Below are 18,170 nucleotides of genomic sequence, written 5' to 3'. Positions count from 1 at the left end.
TGAAGATAGGTGTTGATTATTAACTATGAATCATTTAGATGGCCATATTCTTTCAGGGGAATACGATGAAAACGGAAGAGAATTTTCTATTCAGCAAGTAAAAAGCTTTTCAACGCTTTCCGTTTTGACAGAAAACCAGTTGAATCAGCTACATAACTACTTACAGTTACACCAAGATGATCTCGAAGGACAAATCGTGACACTTTATGACCAAATGCCGGTTCGCCTATCCAAAGAGGAAGTACAGTTATTAATAAGTGACCTGGAGTTCATTAAGGACTTTTTTGAGTAAGTGAATAAAAAACCGTTTTATTATAACGACTTAGACTGGAGGCAAACTATACAAATTTAGTTTACCTTCAGTCTTTTTGTTAAGTTAATGATCTAAAAACCTTTAATTTATGCTACGGGGCGAACTAGAACATTATTTTGATTAACCGAGGAAAGAAAGAGTGCTATTCCAGCCGCGCCTGGTCCTATAACTGAGTAATCGCGGAAAGAAAGAGTGTTATTCCTACCGCGCCACGGTCAATAATTGAGTAATCGCGGAAAGAAAGAGTGTTATTCCTACCGCGACACAGTCAATAATTGAGTAATCGCGGAAAGAAAGAGAGTTATTCCTACCGCGCCACGGCCTATAATTGATTAAACGCGGGAAGAAAGAGTGTTATTCCTACCGCGCCACGGTCAATAATTGAGTAATCGCGGAAAGAAAGAGTGTTATTCCTACCGCGCCACGGTCAATAATTGAGTAAACGCGGAAAGAAAGAGTGTTATTCCTACCGCGCCACGGTCAATAATTGAGTAATCGCGGAAAGAAAGAGTGTTATTCCAGCCGCGTCACGGCCTATAATTGAGTAATCGCGGAAAGAAAGAGTGTTATTCCTATCGCGCCACGGCCTATAAATGATTAAACGCGGGAAGAAAGAGTGTTATTCCAGCCGCGCCACGGTCAATAATTGAGTAATCGCGGAAAGAAAGAGTGTTATTCCTACCGCGCCACGGTCTATTATTGAGTAAACGCGGGAAGAAAGAGTGTTATTCCAGCCGCGCCACGGTCTATTATTGAGTAAACGCGGAAAGAAAGAGAGTTATTCCTACCGAGCCACGGCCAATAATTGAGTAAACGCGAAAAGAAAGAGTGTTTCTGCGGGTGCGAGCTTTTACCCTTTTGGGCCGAATAGCTCCCTGAGGGGCTCAAGGTTTACACATTGCCCGTTGTAGTCGTCACGCTTCCTTCAATTAACAAGTATTCGTAAATAGTTTATAAAAAATCTAAATGGACCGTAAAATCTAGAAAAAGTTCAATCAAGACCTATTCGCGACCCTTATTTGAACGCATACATAAAAAGCCCATAATAAAGCGGGGCAATAATCAGTAATCCGAAAAACCTAAAGGGAAGAGGAAGTTCTTCCTCTTCTTCATACTCATGTAGAAAGAAGATTGTAAAAAGAATATCCCACAATAATCCGATCACGAAAACAATTTTCCAAAAGAAAGGTGAGAAGAAATTTAGGTCAGTTACGTAACCAAATAACCCAAACCAAGTAATAACGGAAATAATGAAATCCAATTTTGTTTTATACGTCGTATATTTTCGCTTTACCAAAAAACTAATGGCAGAAGTACCGAGAATCCCTAAATAGATCGTCCACAAAATGTCAGCTATCATACATCGTCCCCTCAAAAATCATTCCTTGTCTATAGTACATGAATTAAAGAACATTGAAAACTCTTAGCAGGTGAATTAAAAAATTTATATGGTATTAGCAAATCGTGTCATTTGTTACAGTTAAACATGTTATAATACAATATAATTTTAATACGACAGACTGTATGGCTTGGAATACACTTCTGGGGGAAAAGAGAAAAAATGAATATGTATGAGAAAATATTAACCATCATAGAAAAAAACGGACCGGTATCTTTTTCTTCTATTTGTAATGAAATAAATGATTCTCAAGGTTATGAAAATAACCAGGAGAAACCCATTAAAATAGCCCAGGTAAAATCAGCTGTATCGCGAAAAAAAGATTTGTTTTCAGTTGATGATAATATTGTATCAATTAGACAAGAAAAAGAACTCGTTTCATTAACGGCTAGTATTGGTGGATTTCCGGGGCCAACTCATTTAATAAGAGTTGATTTTATAAATGAAGTATTTTATTTCTTTGAATGGTGCATTGATTGTAAAGTCTCGGAGAAACAGAAAAGACTTGTCACGATGGGTTCGGTTGAACAATTTAAAAAAGAAATATATAAAATGAAAATTTGGGATTGGAAAAGGAATTATCAGTTAGACCATCTTGTTCTAGACGGGACGAGCTGGAACGTTAAATTAAAGACAAAAAGCAAAGTATATGAAAGTGAAGGGCTTGAATCTTTTCCATCTGAATGGACTAAATTTTCTCGCGCCATTAATAAATTGACGGGTATTTATTTCCATTAACAAATAATAATCTTACAGAAAAAACGACACTGCGTAGTGCCGTTTTTATTTTTTTACTATTACTTTATCGTAATTTTATTATGTAAACTAGATTCCTCAATCGTATCTGCATAGTAATTTTTTTGATAGGGGACGATATAAGTAACTTAATAATAGAAGGTGGAGACCATTATGGATAAAAAAGAACAGTTTATGTGTCAGGAAGATATGGATAAATTGCATCACCAATTAGTAGAGCAAATAGCTCGTATTAGTGTGGATGAAGAAGAGGAGAGAATGAGGGCTGAAATTGAATTAAATAATCAAGAGGGGTAGGCCCCTCCTTTTTCAATCATATCCACCCTCGGCTTGTGGGAGTTGCTTGTACTCTTCTTTTTCTTGTAATAGATCATGGATCTTATAAATTAGTGACTTGAATTTTTTACCATCGTCGGTTAATTCGCAGTACTCCTCTGAAAAGTGAAAATTTGTTGTATGATTCTCTACAGTTATCTCAATATAGAATTCATTGTAAGGGGTCTGGTTACAGGAATTACTCTGAGCCAAATATTTTGGGGAAAATGGTTCGGTTTGTCGGACCATTTCATATATGTTCTTCATTTCTTCTTCAGTAAAAACAATGTCCGTTGTTTTGTGTGTTCCTTTAGCAATAAGATCTTTCACTACTGCTCCCTCATAAGTATTAATCTCATTTTTCATCCCAATCCCATATTTTACGTGAAATCCAAATGATTCTGGCATTTCCTCAGGCATCGAATACAACTTTTCCTGCGGAACTGTATTGCAGCTTATTAGTAAGAATGAGCATAGCACGCAAAAAAGAAAAGAGTTCAATAACCTCATACAAGTTCAACTCCTAAGATTTTCTTACATTAAGTATAATGCCACTATAGAAATTGGTAAACTTTTCTTTAAGCACGAAGGGAAAGAAATCGAAAGGAAAGCTTGACAAGCACAGTGAATACACTATAATTAAACAATATCCGAGTAATTTAATATGAATTATATGAATAGGTGGGGAACCGTGTTTATTGAGATAAAGCAAGTAAATAAACAATATATGAATAAAGAGAACGAACCCGTAGACATTTTAAAAGATATTAATCTTTCTATAAATAAAGGCGAATTCATCTCCATTCTTGGACCTTCTGGATGTGGGAAATCAACGTTATTAAATATTGTTGCGGGTCTTACGAAAGCAACGAATGGGAATGTACTAGTAAGTGATAAGTTAATTGAAAAACCAGGTAAAGACCGCGGAATGGTGTTCCAGCAGGCAGCGCTTTTTCCATGGCTAAACGTAACAGAGAATGTGACTTTTCCTTTGAAAAAAGAGATGTCTAAAAAGGATGCACAAGACGTAGCGAAGAAGTACTTGAAAATGGTTCAGTTAGGAAAATACATGGATCATTATCCTCACGAGTTATCAGGTGGGATGCAGCAACGTGTTTCTATTGCAAGAGCGTTAGCCATGAATCCCGATATACTTCTAATGGATGAACCCTTTGGTGCATTAGACGAACAAACTAGATCTCGTCTGCACACACAGCTTGAATCCATCTGGACAGAGACTAAGAAGACGATTCTATTTGTAACACATAGTATCTCTGAATCTATTAAGCTCTCAGATAGAATCATTGTGATGGGAACAAAACCAGGTACAATCTTACAAGATATTAAGGTAGATATACCTCGACCACGAGATCAACATAAGCAGAAAATGCTTGAAATTGAAGACCATATTATGAGCTATCTGAAGAAAGAAATCGATAAAGTCGTAAGTGAGGAATTAGAGCAATGAAACCATGGATGAAACGAATAATCTTCTTTGCCGTCATTATTGGACTATGGGAATTAGGCTCTAGACTTGAACTGTGGCTTCCAACAATTTTACCCTCGCCAACAGGTGTATTTAATGCACTTGTAACCGGGTTTGAGGATAAAACGTTAATCTACGATTTAGTTGCGAGTTTTAAGCGATTATTAATCGGTCTCGGAATTTCATTAGTACTTGGGGGGGCATTAGGCGTTCTTTTAGCAAAATCTAAAACTGCTGATGAAACCATTGGAACGTTAATCTTAGCACTACAAAGTGTACCAAGTATCGTGTGGCTTCCATTAGCGATTATGTGGTTTGGGATGAATGAAGTCTCTGTTATTTTCGTTGTTATACTCGGTGGAACTTTTGTTATGACCTTGAATATGCGAATGGGGATTAAGAACGTTTCACCATTATATATAAGAGCTGCACAAACAATGGGCTCAACTGGTATAGATTTGTTTACACGAGTGATTTTCCCAGCATCCATTCCTTACGTTGTAACTGGAGCTAGACTTGCTTGGGCATTTGCTTGGCGTGCATTAATGGCAGGGGAGCTTTTAAGTACTGGTCCAGGGCTAGGATATACACTTCGTTATGCATCAGACTTTGGCGACATGGCTCTTGTTGTAGGAGTAATGATTATTATTGGAATTATTGGGGCGGTAGTAGACCAATTAATTTTCCAACGCATTGAAAAGTCAGTAATAGAAAGATGGGGACTAGAGTCCTAAAATTGGGGAGGAAGAAAGATGAAGAAAAAAGCTCTATTATTAATGGTATCTTTACTTGCATTTGTAGGAGTTCTTGCAGGTTGCGGTGGAGCAGAAAAATCAGCTTCAAAAGAAAAGGTCGTTATAGGGTATTTCCCAAATATTAACCACGTACCAGCTATGGTTGCTAAAGAAAAAGGTTACTTCCAACAACAACTTGGTGATGGAACAACAATTGAATACAAAACATTTGCAGATGGTAGTGCGTTCATGACTGCTCTTAAAACAGGAGACATTGATGCTGGTATTGTAGGACCTGGTCCTGCAATGAATAACTACTCAACGGGAGCGGATGTTCGAATTATTGCTGGTGCTTCAACTGGTGGTACGGTCGTTTTAGCAGCCAAAGACAGTGGGATTAAAAAGCCTGAAGATTTTGCTGGAAAAGTCTATATAACTCCAGCGGTAGGTTGTACACATGACGTGCAATATGAAACTTATTTAAATGAAATTGGTGTTACTTCTGAACGTATTGGTGGTACAATGAAACATCTAACAGGTAAACCAGCTCAATATTCTGCAATGTTACAATCTGGTAAGGTCGATGTTGTCGTAGCACCTGAACCATGGGCAGCACAAATTGAATTAGAAACTGGAGCAGAAGTTGTTATCCCTTGGAATGAAGTATCATGGGGAGAGACTCTTCCTGCAGCAGTCCTAGTTGCTTCTGGAAAAATGATCGACGAAAGCCCAGAAGTAATTGAAAGCATTGTATCTGCCCACAAAGAAGCCGTTGATTTTATAATCGAAAACCCTGAAGAATCAAAAGAAATTACGATTAAAGATATTAAAGCTGAAACTGGTCAAGAATTATCACGAGAAGTGGTTGACCTAGCTTGGGAACGTATTGGATTTACGTATGAAATTGATGAAAATGCAGTTCAAGAATTTGCTGACAGTTCATACGTTCTAAAGTTCTTAAAAGAACAACCAAACTTTACAGATTTAATTGATAAGCAATTCATCTCAAGTGAAACGGCTCGTCGCTAAGTAAAGTTCATCACTAAAAAAGGGTGTCAAAGAAGAGAATCTTTGATACCCTTTTATTGTGTCATTTATATTTTTACCTCTGTATAAAATTAAGGAGCATTGAACATCATGGCATATTTATCACGTCTAACATCAAGTTTGCCCAATTGGACTAGTGGTGTTGCACTTGCCGCTATTATAGCCATCATATCAAAACAACTGGGAGAACTTTTTCCACTGTTTGGGAGCATCCTATTTGCGATTACCATTGGGATATTTCTTAATAATACGGTGGGGATCCGTAGTAGTTACCATATTGGAATACAAATAGTCCTAAAGAAGATACTAAAGCTTGCCATTATCCTTCTAGGGTTGGGTCTAAATCTACAAATGATCATTAAAGTAGGTCAGCAATCATTATTAATCATCTTAACTTCTGTCATCCTTGGTATTTTATTAACGGTTTGGTTTGGTAGACTATTAAAGCTCGATCGGACGTTAACGCTCATGATTGGGGTTGGCACAAGCATTTGTGGAGCAACTGCCATATCGTGTGTAAAGGGGATATTGGATGCGAAAGATGACGAAACAGCATACGCCATTTCAACAATTGTCGTTTTTAACTTAATTGCGTTTTTTTCATATCCGCTTATTGGACACTTGTTCCAATTTAATGCTACTGCATTTGGTATATGGGCTGGGACTGCAGTTCATGATACCTCAACTGCTGTTGCCGTAGGTTATGCATATGGAAACGAAGCGGGTGAAGTATCAACTACGGTGAAGCTTGCTCGGACATTGTTTATCCTTCCGATTATGTTAGTCTTACCATTACTTATGAGGGGAAAGACTCAACCAACCTCAATGAAAGGCTCTTTAAAACAAGCATTTCCTTGGTTTATCCTTTGGTTTTTGTTAATGAGTGTATTAAATACAGTTGGAATCATTCCTGAATCGATTGCTCAATTATCTAATGATATTGCAAAGTTTCTTATCATTATGGTGATGGCTGCGGTAGGTTTGCAAGTAAATGTTAAGCAGTTTGCAAGCCTAGGGTTAAAGCCATTTATCGTTGGGCTTTTTGCTTCTATATCGGTATCAGTCATAAGTTTATTGATGATATTTTATTTATTATAAAATGAAAAAAAGATGGTTCTCTTCTGACAGAGTTCCATCTTTTTTATGTATGCTCGGTTTAATTTATATACAACTATGAGTAATCCCGATTCTTCACCCTACTTATAAGCAGTCAGGACCACTTCCTTACTAGTCAGTGTTTCTGTAATTTTCTTTGCAAATTTTACTGCATGTTGTCCGTCTCCGTGTAGACAAATGGTATCTGCATGGAGGGGCACTTCAACTTGATCGATAGATGTGACTTTTTTTTCAAAAATCATTTGAAGAACTTGGTTGATCGAAGCTTCATCACTCTCAATCAGTGCCTGAGGATGGCTCCTAGGAGTTAATGTTCCATCTGACTGATAAGTACGATCGGCAAATACCTCGTTAGCCGTTTTAAGGCCAACCTTTTCGCCTTCATAAATTAACGTACTATTATTTAACCCAAATAGAATCAAATCAGGGTTTACATGGTAAACTGCCTTGGCAACGGATTCAGCTAGATCCTGATTGACTGCGCACATATTATACAAAGCTCCGTGTGGTTTCACATGATTCATTTTCCCGCCTTCAGAAGTAACAAAGGCCTGTAGGGCACCGATTTGATACACGACTAAATCATACACTTCATCAGCGGTAACTGAAATCTCTCTTCGACCAAATCCATATAAATCTGGTAGGCCAGGATGAGCTCCTATAGACACTCCATGGTTTAGGGCCAACCTCACTGTTCTCCTCATAATAGAAGGGTCTCCAGCATGGAACCCACAAGCAATATTTGCAGAGGTAATGTACTTCATCATTTCTTCGTCGTTTCCTATTTTATAGGCACCGAAGCTTTCTCCCAAATCACAATTTAAATCAATTTTCATTATCAATCACATCCATCAGCTTTTCTTTTATCATCCGTTTAATTACACGTAATTCTCTCTCTTTCGTTACATATAAGCGTTGAGCTTCCTCTAAAGAAACAAGTTTGAATAGAATAGATTCACCAGGTTTCTTTTGGGCGAGTAGGGGGAGGTCAATTGAAGCTATTTGTGCAATCTTTGGGTATCCACCTGTCGTTTGTTTGTCAGCCATCAGAATGATTGGTTGACCATTAGAAGGGACCTGAACCGATCCAAATGTTACACCTTCTGTTATTAACTCCTTCTTTTCTTTTAGAAACAAAGGTTTTCCATTTAGTCTAAAACCCATTCGATCTGAGTTAGATTGAATGGTGAAAGTCTCTTCCATAAACGTTCGTTTGCTGTCGTCCGTAAACCAATCAAATTGTTTTCCTTCTAAGAAACGAATGACTGAATGATCGTATGTAAACCAGTGCGAAGAAAGGTTCCATTTAATAGGATTATTTAACCGGCTCTCAGCAATCGGAACCTGGTCATTTACTTTCAAGGGGGTCCCGCGGAGTCCTCCTATACCCCCTTTATCATATGTACTTTTACTTCCCAACACATCAGGGACTTTAATTCCACCATGAACAGCTAGGTAACCTCTACAACCGGAGGAGAGCCTACCAAAGGAAAGAGTTTGCCCCTTCCTAACCCAAAGAGGTCTCCCAATGGGCACGCTTTGATTATTAATACGAGGGTTCATGTCTGCTCCACACACACTGATCACTGCATCTTTTTCAAAACAAAGAATAGGACCAATCATCGTCATTTCAATGACAGCTTCATTAGAATTATTTCCAACCAACCAATTCGCAAGCCGGTATGAGTGGAAGTCCATTACACCTGTTGTTACAATTCCAAACTGCTGATACCCAAATCTACCAGAATCCTGAATGGTCGTATAAAGACCAGGTTTAATGACTTTTATTCCCACAGTGTATCCTCCCAACCTTTAAAATCATTTTTAGTAATCTCGAAAAATTGCACTTGATCACCAGCTACAATTCGGGAGGGTGGAGATAGTTTAGCATCGAATAGTGTTACGGGGGTTCTCCCAATTATTTGCCAACCACCAGGCGTTTCAATAGGGTATATCCCGGTTTGCATACCTGCAATTCCAACGGAACCAGCAGGAATCTTTAGGCGAGGCGAATCCTTTCTAGGCGTTGATAGGTTTTTATCCATCCCTCCTAAAAAAGGGAATCCAGGAGAGAATCCGAGGAAATAAACATCGTATATGTTTTTAGTATGTAAATGAATAACTTCTTTTTTAGTTAATCCATTATGTTTGGCTACAATATCAATGTCAGGAGCAAACTCATGCTCATAGCATACAGGAATTTTTACCATTTTACCGTTTCTCTTTAGATTATCTATTTTTCCTTCAAGTCTCTTTTTTATTTCTTGGATAACATACAGATAGGGCATATTAGACTGGACAAGCACAGGGTCATAATGAACCGTTAATGTGTGAAAAGCGGGGACTAGCTCTATATATCCTTGAAAAGGATTTAATTGAATACGTTTTGCAGCATCATGAACAAAGTAATTTGCTTCTTTTGTAATTTCTTCACCAAATTGGATGATGATAGCTCGATCCCCGAGAGGACTAATTCTGTAGTTCAAACTGATCACACCTCTTTAATTATTATACTTCCATATTAACGGAAGAAAGAACGAATGAACAGAATTGTGATCTACCATTCTAGTAGGTAAAGTTGCTACAGTCCTATAAATCTTGGAAAAGTGACCAATTTCCTGGTTTTTTCCCTAAAAACAGACATTTTCCCTTTAATTATATAGTTATAATATGGTTTACTTATATTAATAGAAGATTAGTTTAATACATTATGAAAATGAGGTGCTTGAACAACAGAACAATTTCTTAATCATTTCCTACAAAATTGAAAACAGAAAGGATGTCTACTGATGAGATTTAACACAAGACTCTATGTAGGATTTGGATTAATTATCATGTTGATGACCATTTTATTAGCCATCATCGTCAGTATGCTAAATAATCAAAATCAAGATATCAATCACTTGATTGATGACCGTTATGAGAAAATCAAGCTGATTAACCAAGCTCGTATGGAGATGAGAAAGGTTGATCGATTCTTTAATAGCTTTACCATTGATCTAAATGAAAATAATGATATTTCGTATATACAGTCGATTCGAGAATCAAACAAACTTATAAATGAAAATCTAGCTATCCTTACTTCTATTATTAAAGTGGAAGAAGCAAAGAAGGAACTCACCACTTTAAAAAAGCAGTTCCACCAATATGAAACCACTATGGACATCGTTATCTCTCGTATGATTAGTGGAGAATCGGAAGGTGTTGCCGCATCAATAAGTGGTCTGCAAAACCAACATATATATTTAATGAACACGACTGAGTCGTTGATCAGCATTCAAGAAGACATCATGGATCAAACACTTTTGGAGACTGACGAAACATATAAGAATGCCATAGCTATAAGTATTCTAGCCATTATAATTGTCTTAATCATTGGTGTTGGATTGTCTTATTGGACGATTAATACACTTTCAAAACAAATGAAAAAAGTAAAAAATGTAATGAGTAGTATCCAATATGGTTCTGAAAATTTACCCAGAATTCCAGTTATTAGTCATGATGAGATAGGTGAGATATCTAACGCCTATAACGAAATGGCAGCTGCATTAGAGAAGCACGAGGCAAACGAAAGAAAATATAAGGAAGAGATGGAAGAACAAAACTGGTTAAAAACAAAAGTCGCAGAACTTTCCACTCTATCTCAAGGGTTATTAGACCTTCATAACTTGGGTCAGGAATACATCCAAACAATCGTTCCCATGGTAGAAGGAGGATATGGTGTCCTCTATATAAAAGAAGAGAATAAAGAAAAAGAATACTTAAAGAAACTATCAGCTTTTGCTGAGAATAAGGTAGGAGATTTAGAACCCCTTTCAAATATGGTGGAGATAGGGGAAGGTCTAGTAGGTCAATGTGCAAAGGATAAGAAAATCAAATTTCTAAAGGATGTCCCAGAAGACTATATAAAAATAGCATCTGGTCTCGGACAAACTTCTCCTGCTAGTATCATCATTGTTCCAGTACAACAAGAGGGAGAGGTAATTGGTGTCATTGAAATAGCATCTATAACTGCTTTTTCTCCACTACATATTAAACTATTAGAACAATCCGTTGAACAACTTGGTATAACAATTCATCGAATTCAAAGACAGATGCAAGTAAGACAGTTGCTTGAAGAAGCTCAAACTCTAAATGAGGAACTTCAAAGTCAGTCAGAAGAACTACAGTTACAACAAGAGGAACTTCGCACAATGAATGAGGAGCTAGAAGCTCAATACAAACATTCTGAACAGAAGACAACAGATCTGCAAGAAGCGAAGACGGCTTTAGAAGAAAAAACAAGACAAGTTCTATTAAGCTCCCAATACAAATCAGAATTTTTAGCGAATATGTCACATGAACTAAGAACGCCTTTAAATAGCTTGCTGATTTTAGCTCAAATTCTTGTAGAAAATAAAGAAGGCAATTTAACGGAGAAACAAACGGAGTACGCCCAAACGATTCATTCAGCAGGAAAGGACTTGCTTCAACTTATTAACGATATTCTAGACCTATCCAAAATTGAATCAGGTAAAGCCGAAGTTCACATTGGAGAAACGGACATTCGAGATGTACTTACTTTTACAGAGAAACAATTCTCTCCATTAGCTGAACAAAAGAACTTAACTTTTAAAATTGATATATCTGAGGCAGTTCCAGGTGTTCTTTATACGGATGAGCAAAAGGTTTATCAAATCATTAAGAACCTCCTATCAAATGCTTTAAAATTCACGGAAAAAGGGTCTGTTGAATTAGAGGTAACCACCGAGGTAACATCATTAAATCAAGGCGATGAACCTTACGTACGATTCCGCGTAATAGATAGTGGGATTGGAATTTCAAAAGACAAACAAGAGCTTATTTTTGAAGCGTTCCAACAAGAAGATGGAACGACCAGCCGTAAGTTTGGGGGAACTGGATTAGGATTATCCATTTGTCGAGAGCTAGCAGATTTACTTGGTGGTTACATTACGGTTGAGAGTATGGTTGGCAAAGGTAGTATTTTCACATTCTATCTCCCAGAAAAAAACGAACCAACAGAAGAATTTCTTGAAGCCTATGAAGAGGTAGCAGTTAGCCTATCTAATCATGAAGAATCACAAGCTTCTAAGAAAGAATCGGAATTAGTTAATCCTCCAATCCATGCTTTAGAACATAATCGAGTTAGTGAGGAAATGTTAGAAGGGAAAAGAGTGTTGGTCGTAGATGATGATATGAGAAATATCTTTGCTTTGACTACTTCATTAGAAGCGGAAGGAATGATTGTTTCCTTTGCTGAAAACGGCAGAGAAGCACTCCAATCCCTGAATGATGACCCAAATGTGGATGTAGTGTTAATGGATATTATGATGCCTGAAATGGATGGATATGAGGCTATCCGTAGGCTGCGCTCTATCCCAAAATTTGAGGCATTACCAATTATTGCGTTAACTGCAAAAGCGATGAAAAATGACCGTCAGAAGTGTATCGATGCAGGTGCATCAGATTATATAAGCAAGCCTGTGAATCTAGAACAGCTTTTCTCTTTACTTAAAGTGTGGCTTTATAAGTAGGAGAACATAGGTTAGGTTTAGAGAAAAACCTTAGATAAAGGGTGAATGTATGGTTTTAAAAATTACAGAAGACTCCAATAAGGAGTATGATGCACAGGAGTGTAGCGAACTAGAACGATTAGAAATCAATTTATTATTAAGGGCCATTTACCTTCACTATGGTTTTGACTTTCAAAATTATGCTTTCTCCTCCATTAGAAGACGAATTTGGTACCGAATGAAAGCGGAGAAAATTGAAACAGTTACCGGCCTTCTAGATCGTGTTCTTCACGATTCAAGTATGATGGAAAAATTGTATTTTGATTTTTCCATCAATGTAACTGAAATGTTTAGAGATCCTAGTTTCTTTAAAAAACTAAGGACTAGCGTTATACCTCATCTAAGATCCTTAGAAAAAATTAGAATTTGGCATGCTGGCTGCTCAACGGGGGAAGAAGCTTATTCTATGGCAATTCTTCTACATGAAGAGGGGTTATATCAAAAGTCAAGAATATACGCTACCGACATGAACGAAAAAGTAATTGCACAAGCAAAAACTGGTCGTTTCCCTTTGAAAAAAATGAAGGGGTATACTAGTAACTATGTCCAGTCTGGGGGCGTCAACGACTTTTCAGAATACTATACAGTGTCAAACGATTATGCTGTATTTAGAAAAGAACTATCTGAGAATATCTTTTTTGCCCAGCATAATCTTGTAACCGATGGTTCATTTAATGAATTTCATGTGATTATCTGTCGCAATGTATTAATCTATTTTGATAGAGAACTTCAGGGAAGAGTTCATAAATTATTTTTTAATAGTTTAAGCCCCTTTGGGTATCTTGGTTTAGGAAATAGAGAAAGTCTATTGTTTAATAGCCAAGACCAACCTTTTAGTGTCATTGATGAAAAGGATAAGATATATAGAAAAAATTAAATATGAGAGTGAGGAAATATGGAAAATCAAACAGTAAATATTTTGATGGTAGATGATCGCCAAGAAAATTTATTGGCACTAGAGGCAGTTCTCACTTCTCCCCAATATCGGCTAATTAAGGCACATTCCGGAGAAGAAGCATTAAAGTGGGTATTAAAGGAAGAATTCTCTGTCATCCTTATGGACGTCCAGATGCCCGGCTTAAATGGTTTTGATACCGTAAAACTAATTAGGGAGCGAAAAAAGTCACAAGATGTGCCTATTATTTTTATCACCGCCCTAAGTCAAACTGTTGAAAATGTCCTTCGGGGGTATTCAGTTGGAGCCATTGACTATATCCTTAAGCCTCTAGATCCAATTATACTAAAATGTAAAGTAGAAGGATTTGTTTCCATCTATTTAAACCGTAAAAAAGTGGAACAGCAGAAGGAGATCATTGCTGAACGGACGAAAGAACTTGAACTTGCGTATGGACAATTAAAGAAAAATGAATCTATGTTAAGAGCGATTGGTGAAACCTCCATTGATTCTATTATTACTTTTAGTGAAAAAGGTGATATTGTTTCAGTGAATCCAGCGGTTAAGTCCATGTTTGGTTATACAACCGATCTCTTAATTGGAAAAAAGATCGATTTATTATTACCAGACCTCACGGAACAATATATTCACGATGTTAAAAGACAGACCATCATTGAAATGCAAGCAAGTAGAATTGACGATAGTCAATTCTATGTAGATATACAATTACAGGAAGTACAAACAGAGGATGGAATTTTGTTCGTGTGCTCAATCAGAGATATAACAGAGAAGAAGAATCAATACGTTCTTCTAGAACAACTCGTAAGAGAAAGAACGCATGAATTGATTAGCACAAATGAAAGACTTGAGGAAGAAATTCATGAAAAACAAGCTGCACTTTGGAAATTGGAAGAAAGCAGAGAGCGTTATAAATCGTTATTTGAATACCATCCAGATGCTGTTTTTTCTGCCGATTTACAAGGAAATTATATATCGTTTAATGACCGGATAATTAGTTTGACTGGGAGATCAACAGAAGAACTTACGAATATGTCTTTGACCTCAATTTTGAGGGAGGAAGATAGAGCAAAGGCAATCAATCATTTTAGAGAATGCAAAAAAGGCGTCACACAGGACTTTGAAGTAAATATTTTACATAATGATGGAAGATTAATTGAAACACACGTGAAGAACATACCTATTATTGTAAATAACCAAGTCATTGGGGTTTACGGAATTATAAAAGACGTGTCCATGGAAAAAAGGCTATGGCAGCAACTATATGAAAGTGAAGAAAAATATCGACAGCTTGTAGAGGAGTCTCCAGAAGCAATCATTGTTCGAAAATTGGATGGAGGCAACTGGTCATTTATTAATAAAACGGGTGTTAAGCTTTTGAAAGGAACCACTAGAGAAGATTTTATCGATCAAAATTTCAAAAAGTTTATTCATCCAGATGACCATGAAAAGGTTATGAATAACCTAAAAGTTGTAAAAGAGCGAGGAAAGCTGGAATCGACAGAAGTAAAGTTCTTAACACTCGATGGGGAAGTCATTGACGTAGAAATAAAGATGATTCCTTTTATTTATCAAGGTGAACCTTCTTTACATATTGTTTTAAGAGATATTACAGAACTCAAGAAGAGTCGGGAATTCATTCAGCAGTCTGAAAAGTTAACGGTGGCAGGTGAGCTAGCTGCAGGAATTGCTCACGAGATTCGTAATCCGTTAACGAGTCTAAAAGGATTTACACAATTGCTAGAATTTAATATCGGAAACGATAACGATTATGTGGATATTATGATTTCAGAAATTGACCGAATAAACACCATCGTAAGTGAGCTTTTATTATTGGCCAAGCCTAATAAAGTGGATTTCCAGGAAATTAGACTAGATACATTATTTAATAGCATCATAACGTTAATGAGTGCACAAGCAAATTTGCACAACGTTACGATAAACTTATCTTCAGTGATAGGGGAAGATTTCCCTGCCATTTATGGAATAGAAAATAAAATAAAGCAAGTCTTTATTAATCTTCTGAAAAATGGAATTGAAGCAATGCCTAGTGGTGGCTCCATTTCTATTAGAGTCCAGTCTGATGAGAATCATGTATTTATACAGTTTATAGATGAAGGTACAGGCATACCTGAAGATATTTTACATAAGATTGGAAAACCGTTTTATACGACAAAAGAATCAGGTACAGGTCTAGGGTTAATGGTTTGTTTTAGTATTATTGAAAGTCACCAAGGGGTTATGAAAATCTTGAGCAAAGAAGGGAAAGGCACAACAGTTGAAGTTCAACTCCCTATCTCTATGCCTAGTCTTTATGCTGTTCATTGAGGAGCGACAAAATGTCGTTCCTTTTTTATATGTGAACTTTCTAAAATTAGGCGGTTTAATTTGAATAGCTGTCCAAACGAACTTATCATTTTGGCGTATTTTATTGTATACCACCTGAAAGGAGTGAAGGAAGTGGAAAGAAGAAAAACTAGATTAGTGATAAATGCTGATCGTGTAGTAATTAATGCTGACGAAGTTGTTGTTTTAGACAACAGGGATAGAAGACGCTACCCGTTTGGCGATGTTGCCGGAGTCCAAGATCAAAGAAGACATCGAGATAATGATGGAGTGTTAGGAGCTGAAGACCGTCGCAGAAAACACCGAGATTACGATGACGTGTTTGGGGCTGAAGACCGTCGCAGAAAACATCGCGATTATGATGATGTGTTAGGGGCTGAAGACCGTCGCAGAAAACATCGCGATTATGATGATGTGTTAGGAGCTGAAGACCGTCGCAGAAAACATCGCGATTATGATGATGTGTTAGGAGCTGAAGACCGTCGCAGAAAACATCGCGATTATGATGATGTGTTAGGGGCTGAAGACCGTCGCAGAAAACATCGCGATCACGATGGTGTGTTAGGGGCGGAGGATAACAAGAGAAGATATTTCCCTTGGTAATTCAAGAAACGGAACGGAAAAAACCGTTCTGTTTTTCTGTTTTTTTTGGACAAGCTCTTTACGTTAGTACATTCCTATTACATAATAGAACTTAACAAACAACACCATGTATCAAGGAAAGGAATAAAAATGATTTATCTAATTACGTTAATTTTCTTTTTTCTTATTCACTTAATGGTTAGTAAGTTTCTTAAAATTCCTTATATTAAGAGAAAAGGTTTTGTCCAATCTTTAAAAGAACGAAATAAAATATTTGCCTTTATTATTTTGCTATTATATGGATTAGCTCTTTTTATAGGGATTACAGAAGTCTTGATGAAGCCAGCCGAAAAACAAGTTTTTGTTCTGTTATTCTCCATAGGCGCAATTGTTTTTGTTGTTGAAGGGATTGAAGAAGTAATTTTTAAAAAGTCTGAAAAGCGCTACATGGAATCTTTTATTAGTGCAATCTTCTTCTTAACCATCGCATTTTTAGCGTACTTAGGTTACTAATTTAGAGCTTTTAAAAATAATTTGCTGTCTGATTGACTCGGGCAATCAAGATGAAAGAAGCTATTCCCAAGGGATAGCTTCTTTCATTTACACTTCTTCAATTAAATTTAATACAGGAACATCTCTTTCGTCCTCTGGATTTGTTTTAGAATAAATCCTAGCCATTTTCGTATTTTCGTCAACATTTTGAATAATAACAGGAGTTCCGTCATATGTTACATTATGAATTTCTGCACTCTCTAAGATTTCTTTCGCACGACCAATATTCATCTTCAAGCCTCCCATATATTTAACATAATTACATTTTGTCAACTTTTCATATAAACTATCCCCATAAAAATGAATGAAAATTCGCTAAGATTAAATATAGTTAAAAGTTAAGGTAGAAAAATTCAAGAAATTTACATATTAACTTTCAGAATATTTAGTATATAATTAAATAGGAGGAAGCTTAGAGGAAACCGGTATCGGTTTTCTTAAGTAAACATTGGAGGGAATAGGAATGCAAGAGCATAGTCGCTGTCATCACCGTTTAAATAGTGAAGAAAATGTAGCTTTTACAACAGAAGATGGAATTGAAGTATATGTTGCAGGAGCAGCCTTCGAGAAATGCGTTACTTGTGGCCATGTAGATTTCCCATTAGAAAGTAAGGAAATGATTGATTCCTCATTAAAAGAAAAAAGAAGCTATCCGAATTCTCCTAGACAACTATATATAAATTTAATGAATTTATTGTAAAATTGTATACTATAAGTAAAAAGCCAGTTATTTTATCTGGCTTTTTTATTTTGATTCCTAATATAAATGTTCTTATGACAAGACTCTTTTGATCTTTCACTTTCACACTTTACAGTACTTATTAGAAATGATTGATACTCTTTTAACATTTTACTTTTGTAATATAGGTTTTAATTTACCAAATTAAGATAGGTTTTCACTATATATATAGTCAAAACCTTTGTAGAACTCTGTTTAACATGTTAAAATGCTATTGAAAACGTTTTATTCTCTTCAAAATGTATTTTTCAACTATTTCTTGTTATTTCGTTGAAACATAGGGTATAAGATAGAGGATG

The 18,170-nt window shown here is 36.4% G+C and carries 19 protein-coding genes; 13 read left to right on the top strand and 6 right to left on the bottom strand.

Features of this window, described 5'->3' with window-relative positions; all coding sequences use genetic code 11:
- Positions 1–25: 25 nt before the first annotated feature.
- The gene (locus tag ACFYKX_RS02760; protein WP_389357823.1) at positions 26–292 is read left to right on the top strand and encodes a hypothetical protein; all 267 of its coding nucleotides are present in this window, start codon (positions 26–28) and stop codon (positions 290–292) included.
- Between the two features lie 1,036 nt (positions 293–1,328).
- Here ACFYKX_RS02760 and ACFYKX_RS02755 read toward each other — a convergent pair.
- Positions 1,329–1,673: a hypothetical protein gene (locus ACFYKX_RS02755; RefSeq protein ID WP_389357821.1), complete on the bottom strand. Its 345-nt coding sequence runs from the start codon at positions 1,671–1,673 to the stop codon at positions 1,329–1,331.
- Between the two features lie 201 nt (positions 1,674–1,874).
- Between ACFYKX_RS02755 and ACFYKX_RS02750 the strand changes: the two genes are divergently transcribed.
- Positions 1,875–2,450 carry a hypothetical protein gene (locus ACFYKX_RS02750; RefSeq protein ID WP_389357820.1) on the top strand — a complete coding sequence of 192 codons (576 nt, stop codon included), beginning with the start codon at positions 1,875–1,877 and terminating at the stop codon, positions 2,448–2,450.
- A gap of 171 nt (positions 2,451–2,621) precedes the next feature.
- Positions 2,622–2,765, top strand: coding sequence for a hypothetical protein (locus tag ACFYKX_RS02745; protein WP_389357818.1), 144 nt, complete (start codon positions 2,622–2,624; stop codon positions 2,763–2,765).
- 12 nt (positions 2,766–2,777) lie between these two features.
- Here ACFYKX_RS02745 and ACFYKX_RS02740 read toward each other — a convergent pair whose 3' ends face one another.
- Complete coding sequence (locus ACFYKX_RS02740; protein ID WP_389357816.1) at positions 2,778–3,293, bottom strand: hypothetical protein; 516 nt, start codon at positions 3,291–3,293, stop codon at positions 2,778–2,780.
- Positions 3,294–3,474: 181 nt separating this feature from the next.
- Between ACFYKX_RS02740 and ACFYKX_RS02735 the strand changes: the two genes are divergently transcribed.
- From ACFYKX_RS02735 to ACFYKX_RS02720, 4 genes are all read left to right on the top strand, one after another.
- Complete coding sequence (locus tag ACFYKX_RS02735) at positions 3,475–4,251, top strand: ABC transporter ATP-binding protein (RefSeq protein ID WP_389357814.1); 777 nt, start codon at positions 3,475–3,477, stop codon at positions 4,249–4,251.
- On the top strand, positions 4,248–5,003 hold the full coding sequence (locus ACFYKX_RS02730) for an ABC transporter permease (protein ID WP_389357812.1): 756 nt from the start codon (positions 4,248–4,250) through the stop codon (positions 5,001–5,003). Before ACFYKX_RS02735 ends, ACFYKX_RS02730 begins: the two co-directional genes overlap by 4 nt.
- Before the next feature lie 18 nt (positions 5,004–5,021).
- Positions 5,022–6,032: an ABC transporter substrate-binding protein gene (locus tag ACFYKX_RS02725; RefSeq protein WP_389357810.1), complete on the top strand. Its 1,011-nt coding sequence runs from the start codon at positions 5,022–5,024 to the stop codon at positions 6,030–6,032.
- Positions 6,033–6,140: 108 nt separating this feature from the next.
- Positions 6,141–7,148, top strand: coding sequence for a YeiH family protein (locus ACFYKX_RS02720; RefSeq protein WP_389357808.1), 1,008 nt, complete (start codon positions 6,141–6,143; stop codon positions 7,146–7,148).
- A gap of 98 nt (positions 7,149–7,246) precedes the next feature.
- Here the strand turns inward: ACFYKX_RS02720 and pxpA are convergent, their stop codons facing one another.
- The 3 genes from pxpA to pxpB are packed head-to-tail and all read right to left on the bottom strand — an operon-like array spanning position 7,247 to position 9,661.
- A complete protein-coding gene (gene pxpA / locus ACFYKX_RS02715) occupies positions 7,247–8,005 on the bottom strand; it encodes a 5-oxoprolinase subunit PxpA (protein ID WP_389359017.1) in 759 nt (252 codons plus the stop codon).
- Positions 7,992–8,960: a 5-oxoprolinase subunit C family protein gene (locus ACFYKX_RS02710; RefSeq protein ID WP_389357806.1), complete on the bottom strand. Its 969-nt coding sequence runs from the start codon at positions 8,958–8,960 to the stop codon at positions 7,992–7,994. The genes pxpA and ACFYKX_RS02710 overlap by 14 nt, the downstream gene beginning before the upstream one ends.
- Positions 8,951–9,661, bottom strand: a complete 711-nt coding sequence (pxpB, locus tag ACFYKX_RS02705; protein WP_389357804.1) for a 5-oxoprolinase subunit PxpB — start codon at positions 9,659–9,661, stop codon at positions 8,951–8,953. The genes ACFYKX_RS02710 and pxpB overlap by 10 nt, the downstream gene beginning before the upstream one ends.
- Before the next feature lie 294 nt (positions 9,662–9,955).
- Here pxpB and ACFYKX_RS02700 point away from each other — a divergent pair, with 294 nt between their 5' ends.
- The 5 genes from ACFYKX_RS02700 to ACFYKX_RS02680 all read left to right on the top strand — a co-directional run bounded on the left by ACFYKX_RS02700 (position 9,956) and on the right by ACFYKX_RS02680 (position 17,093).
- Positions 9,956–12,700: an ATP-binding protein gene (locus ACFYKX_RS02700; RefSeq protein ID WP_389357802.1), complete on the top strand. Its 2,745-nt coding sequence runs from the start codon at positions 9,956–9,958 to the stop codon at positions 12,698–12,700.
- Positions 12,701–12,749: 49 nt separating this feature from the next.
- A complete protein-coding gene (locus ACFYKX_RS02695; protein ID WP_389357800.1) occupies positions 12,750–13,616 on the top strand; it encodes a CheR family methyltransferase in 867 nt (288 codons plus the stop codon).
- 18 nt (positions 13,617–13,634) lie between these two features.
- The gene (locus tag ACFYKX_RS02690; RefSeq protein WP_389357798.1) at positions 13,635–15,980 is read left to right on the top strand and encodes a PAS domain S-box protein; all 2,346 of its coding nucleotides are present in this window, start codon (positions 13,635–13,637) and stop codon (positions 15,978–15,980) included.
- Positions 15,981–16,112: 132 nt separating this feature from the next.
- Positions 16,113–16,601 carry a hypothetical protein gene (locus ACFYKX_RS02685; protein ID WP_389357796.1) on the top strand — a complete coding sequence of 163 codons (489 nt, stop codon included), beginning with the start codon at positions 16,113–16,115 and terminating at the stop codon, positions 16,599–16,601.
- A gap of 129 nt (positions 16,602–16,730) precedes the next feature.
- Positions 16,731–17,093, top strand: a complete 363-nt coding sequence (locus ACFYKX_RS02680) for a hypothetical protein (protein WP_389357794.1) — start codon at positions 16,731–16,733, stop codon at positions 17,091–17,093.
- Between the two features lie 87 nt (positions 17,094–17,180).
- Here the strand turns inward: ACFYKX_RS02680 and ACFYKX_RS02675 are convergent, their stop codons facing one another.
- Entirely contained in the window at positions 17,181–17,363 is a 183-nt protein-coding gene (locus ACFYKX_RS02675; RefSeq protein ID WP_389357792.1) for an H-type small acid-soluble spore protein, read from the bottom strand.
- Positions 17,364–17,595: 232 nt separating this feature from the next.
- Here ACFYKX_RS02675 and ACFYKX_RS02670 point away from each other — a divergent pair, with 232 nt between their 5' ends.
- Positions 17,596–17,832, top strand: a complete 237-nt coding sequence (locus ACFYKX_RS02670; protein WP_389357790.1) for a hypothetical protein — start codon at positions 17,596–17,598, stop codon at positions 17,830–17,832.
- Positions 17,833–18,170: the final 338 nt, after the last annotated feature.

The sequence above is a fragment of the Cytobacillus spartinae genome (assembly GCF_042865285.1).
In the GTDB taxonomy this organism is placed as follows: domain Bacteria; phylum Bacillota; class Bacilli; order Bacillales; family Cytobacillaceae; genus Robertmurraya_A; species Robertmurraya_A spartinae.
This window is presented reverse-complemented; position numbering and strand designations above follow the sequence as displayed.

Bases quoted from the DNA above. Each gene is read 5' to 3' on its own strand.
- ACFYKX_RS02730 (WP_389357812.1), top strand. From the start codon at position 4,248: ATGAAACCATGGATGAAACGAATAATCTTCTTTGCCGTCATTATTGGA.
- ACFYKX_RS02750 (WP_389357820.1), top strand. From the start codon at position 1,875: ATGAATATGTATGAGAAAATATTAACCATCATAGAAAAAAACGGACCG.
- ACFYKX_RS02755 (WP_389357821.1), bottom strand. From the start codon at position 1,673: ATGATAGCTGACATTTTGTGGACGATCTATTTAGGGATTCTCGGTACT.
- ACFYKX_RS02680 (WP_389357794.1), top strand. From the start codon at position 16,731: ATGATTTATCTAATTACGTTAATTTTCTTTTTTCTTATTCACTTAATG.
- ACFYKX_RS02740 (WP_389357816.1), bottom strand. From the start codon at position 3,293: ATGAGGTTATTGAACTCTTTTCTTTTTTGCGTGCTATGCTCATTCTTA.
- ACFYKX_RS02675 (WP_389357792.1), bottom strand. From the start codon at position 17,363: ATGAATATTGGTCGTGCGAAAGAAATCTTAGAGAGTGCAGAAATTCAT.
- ACFYKX_RS02745 (WP_389357818.1), top strand. From the start codon at position 2,622: ATGGATAAAAAAGAACAGTTTATGTGTCAGGAAGATATGGATAAATTG.
- ACFYKX_RS02700 (WP_389357802.1), top strand. From the start codon at position 9,956: ATGAGATTTAACACAAGACTCTATGTAGGATTTGGATTAATTATCATG.
- ACFYKX_RS02670 (WP_389357790.1), top strand. From the start codon at position 17,596: ATGCAAGAGCATAGTCGCTGTCATCACCGTTTAAATAGTGAAGAAAAT.
- ACFYKX_RS02695 (WP_389357800.1), top strand. From the start codon at position 12,750: ATGGTTTTAAAAATTACAGAAGACTCCAATAAGGAGTATGATGCACAG.
- ACFYKX_RS02690 (WP_389357798.1), top strand. From the start codon at position 13,635: ATGGAAAATCAAACAGTAAATATTTTGATGGTAGATGATCGCCAAGAA.
- ACFYKX_RS02760 (WP_389357823.1), top strand. From the start codon at position 26: ATGAATCATTTAGATGGCCATATTCTTTCAGGGGAATACGATGAAAAC.
- ACFYKX_RS02725 (WP_389357810.1), top strand. From the start codon at position 5,022: ATGAAGAAAAAAGCTCTATTATTAATGGTATCTTTACTTGCATTTGTA.
- ACFYKX_RS02720 (WP_389357808.1), top strand. From the start codon at position 6,141: ATGGCATATTTATCACGTCTAACATCAAGTTTGCCCAATTGGACTAGT.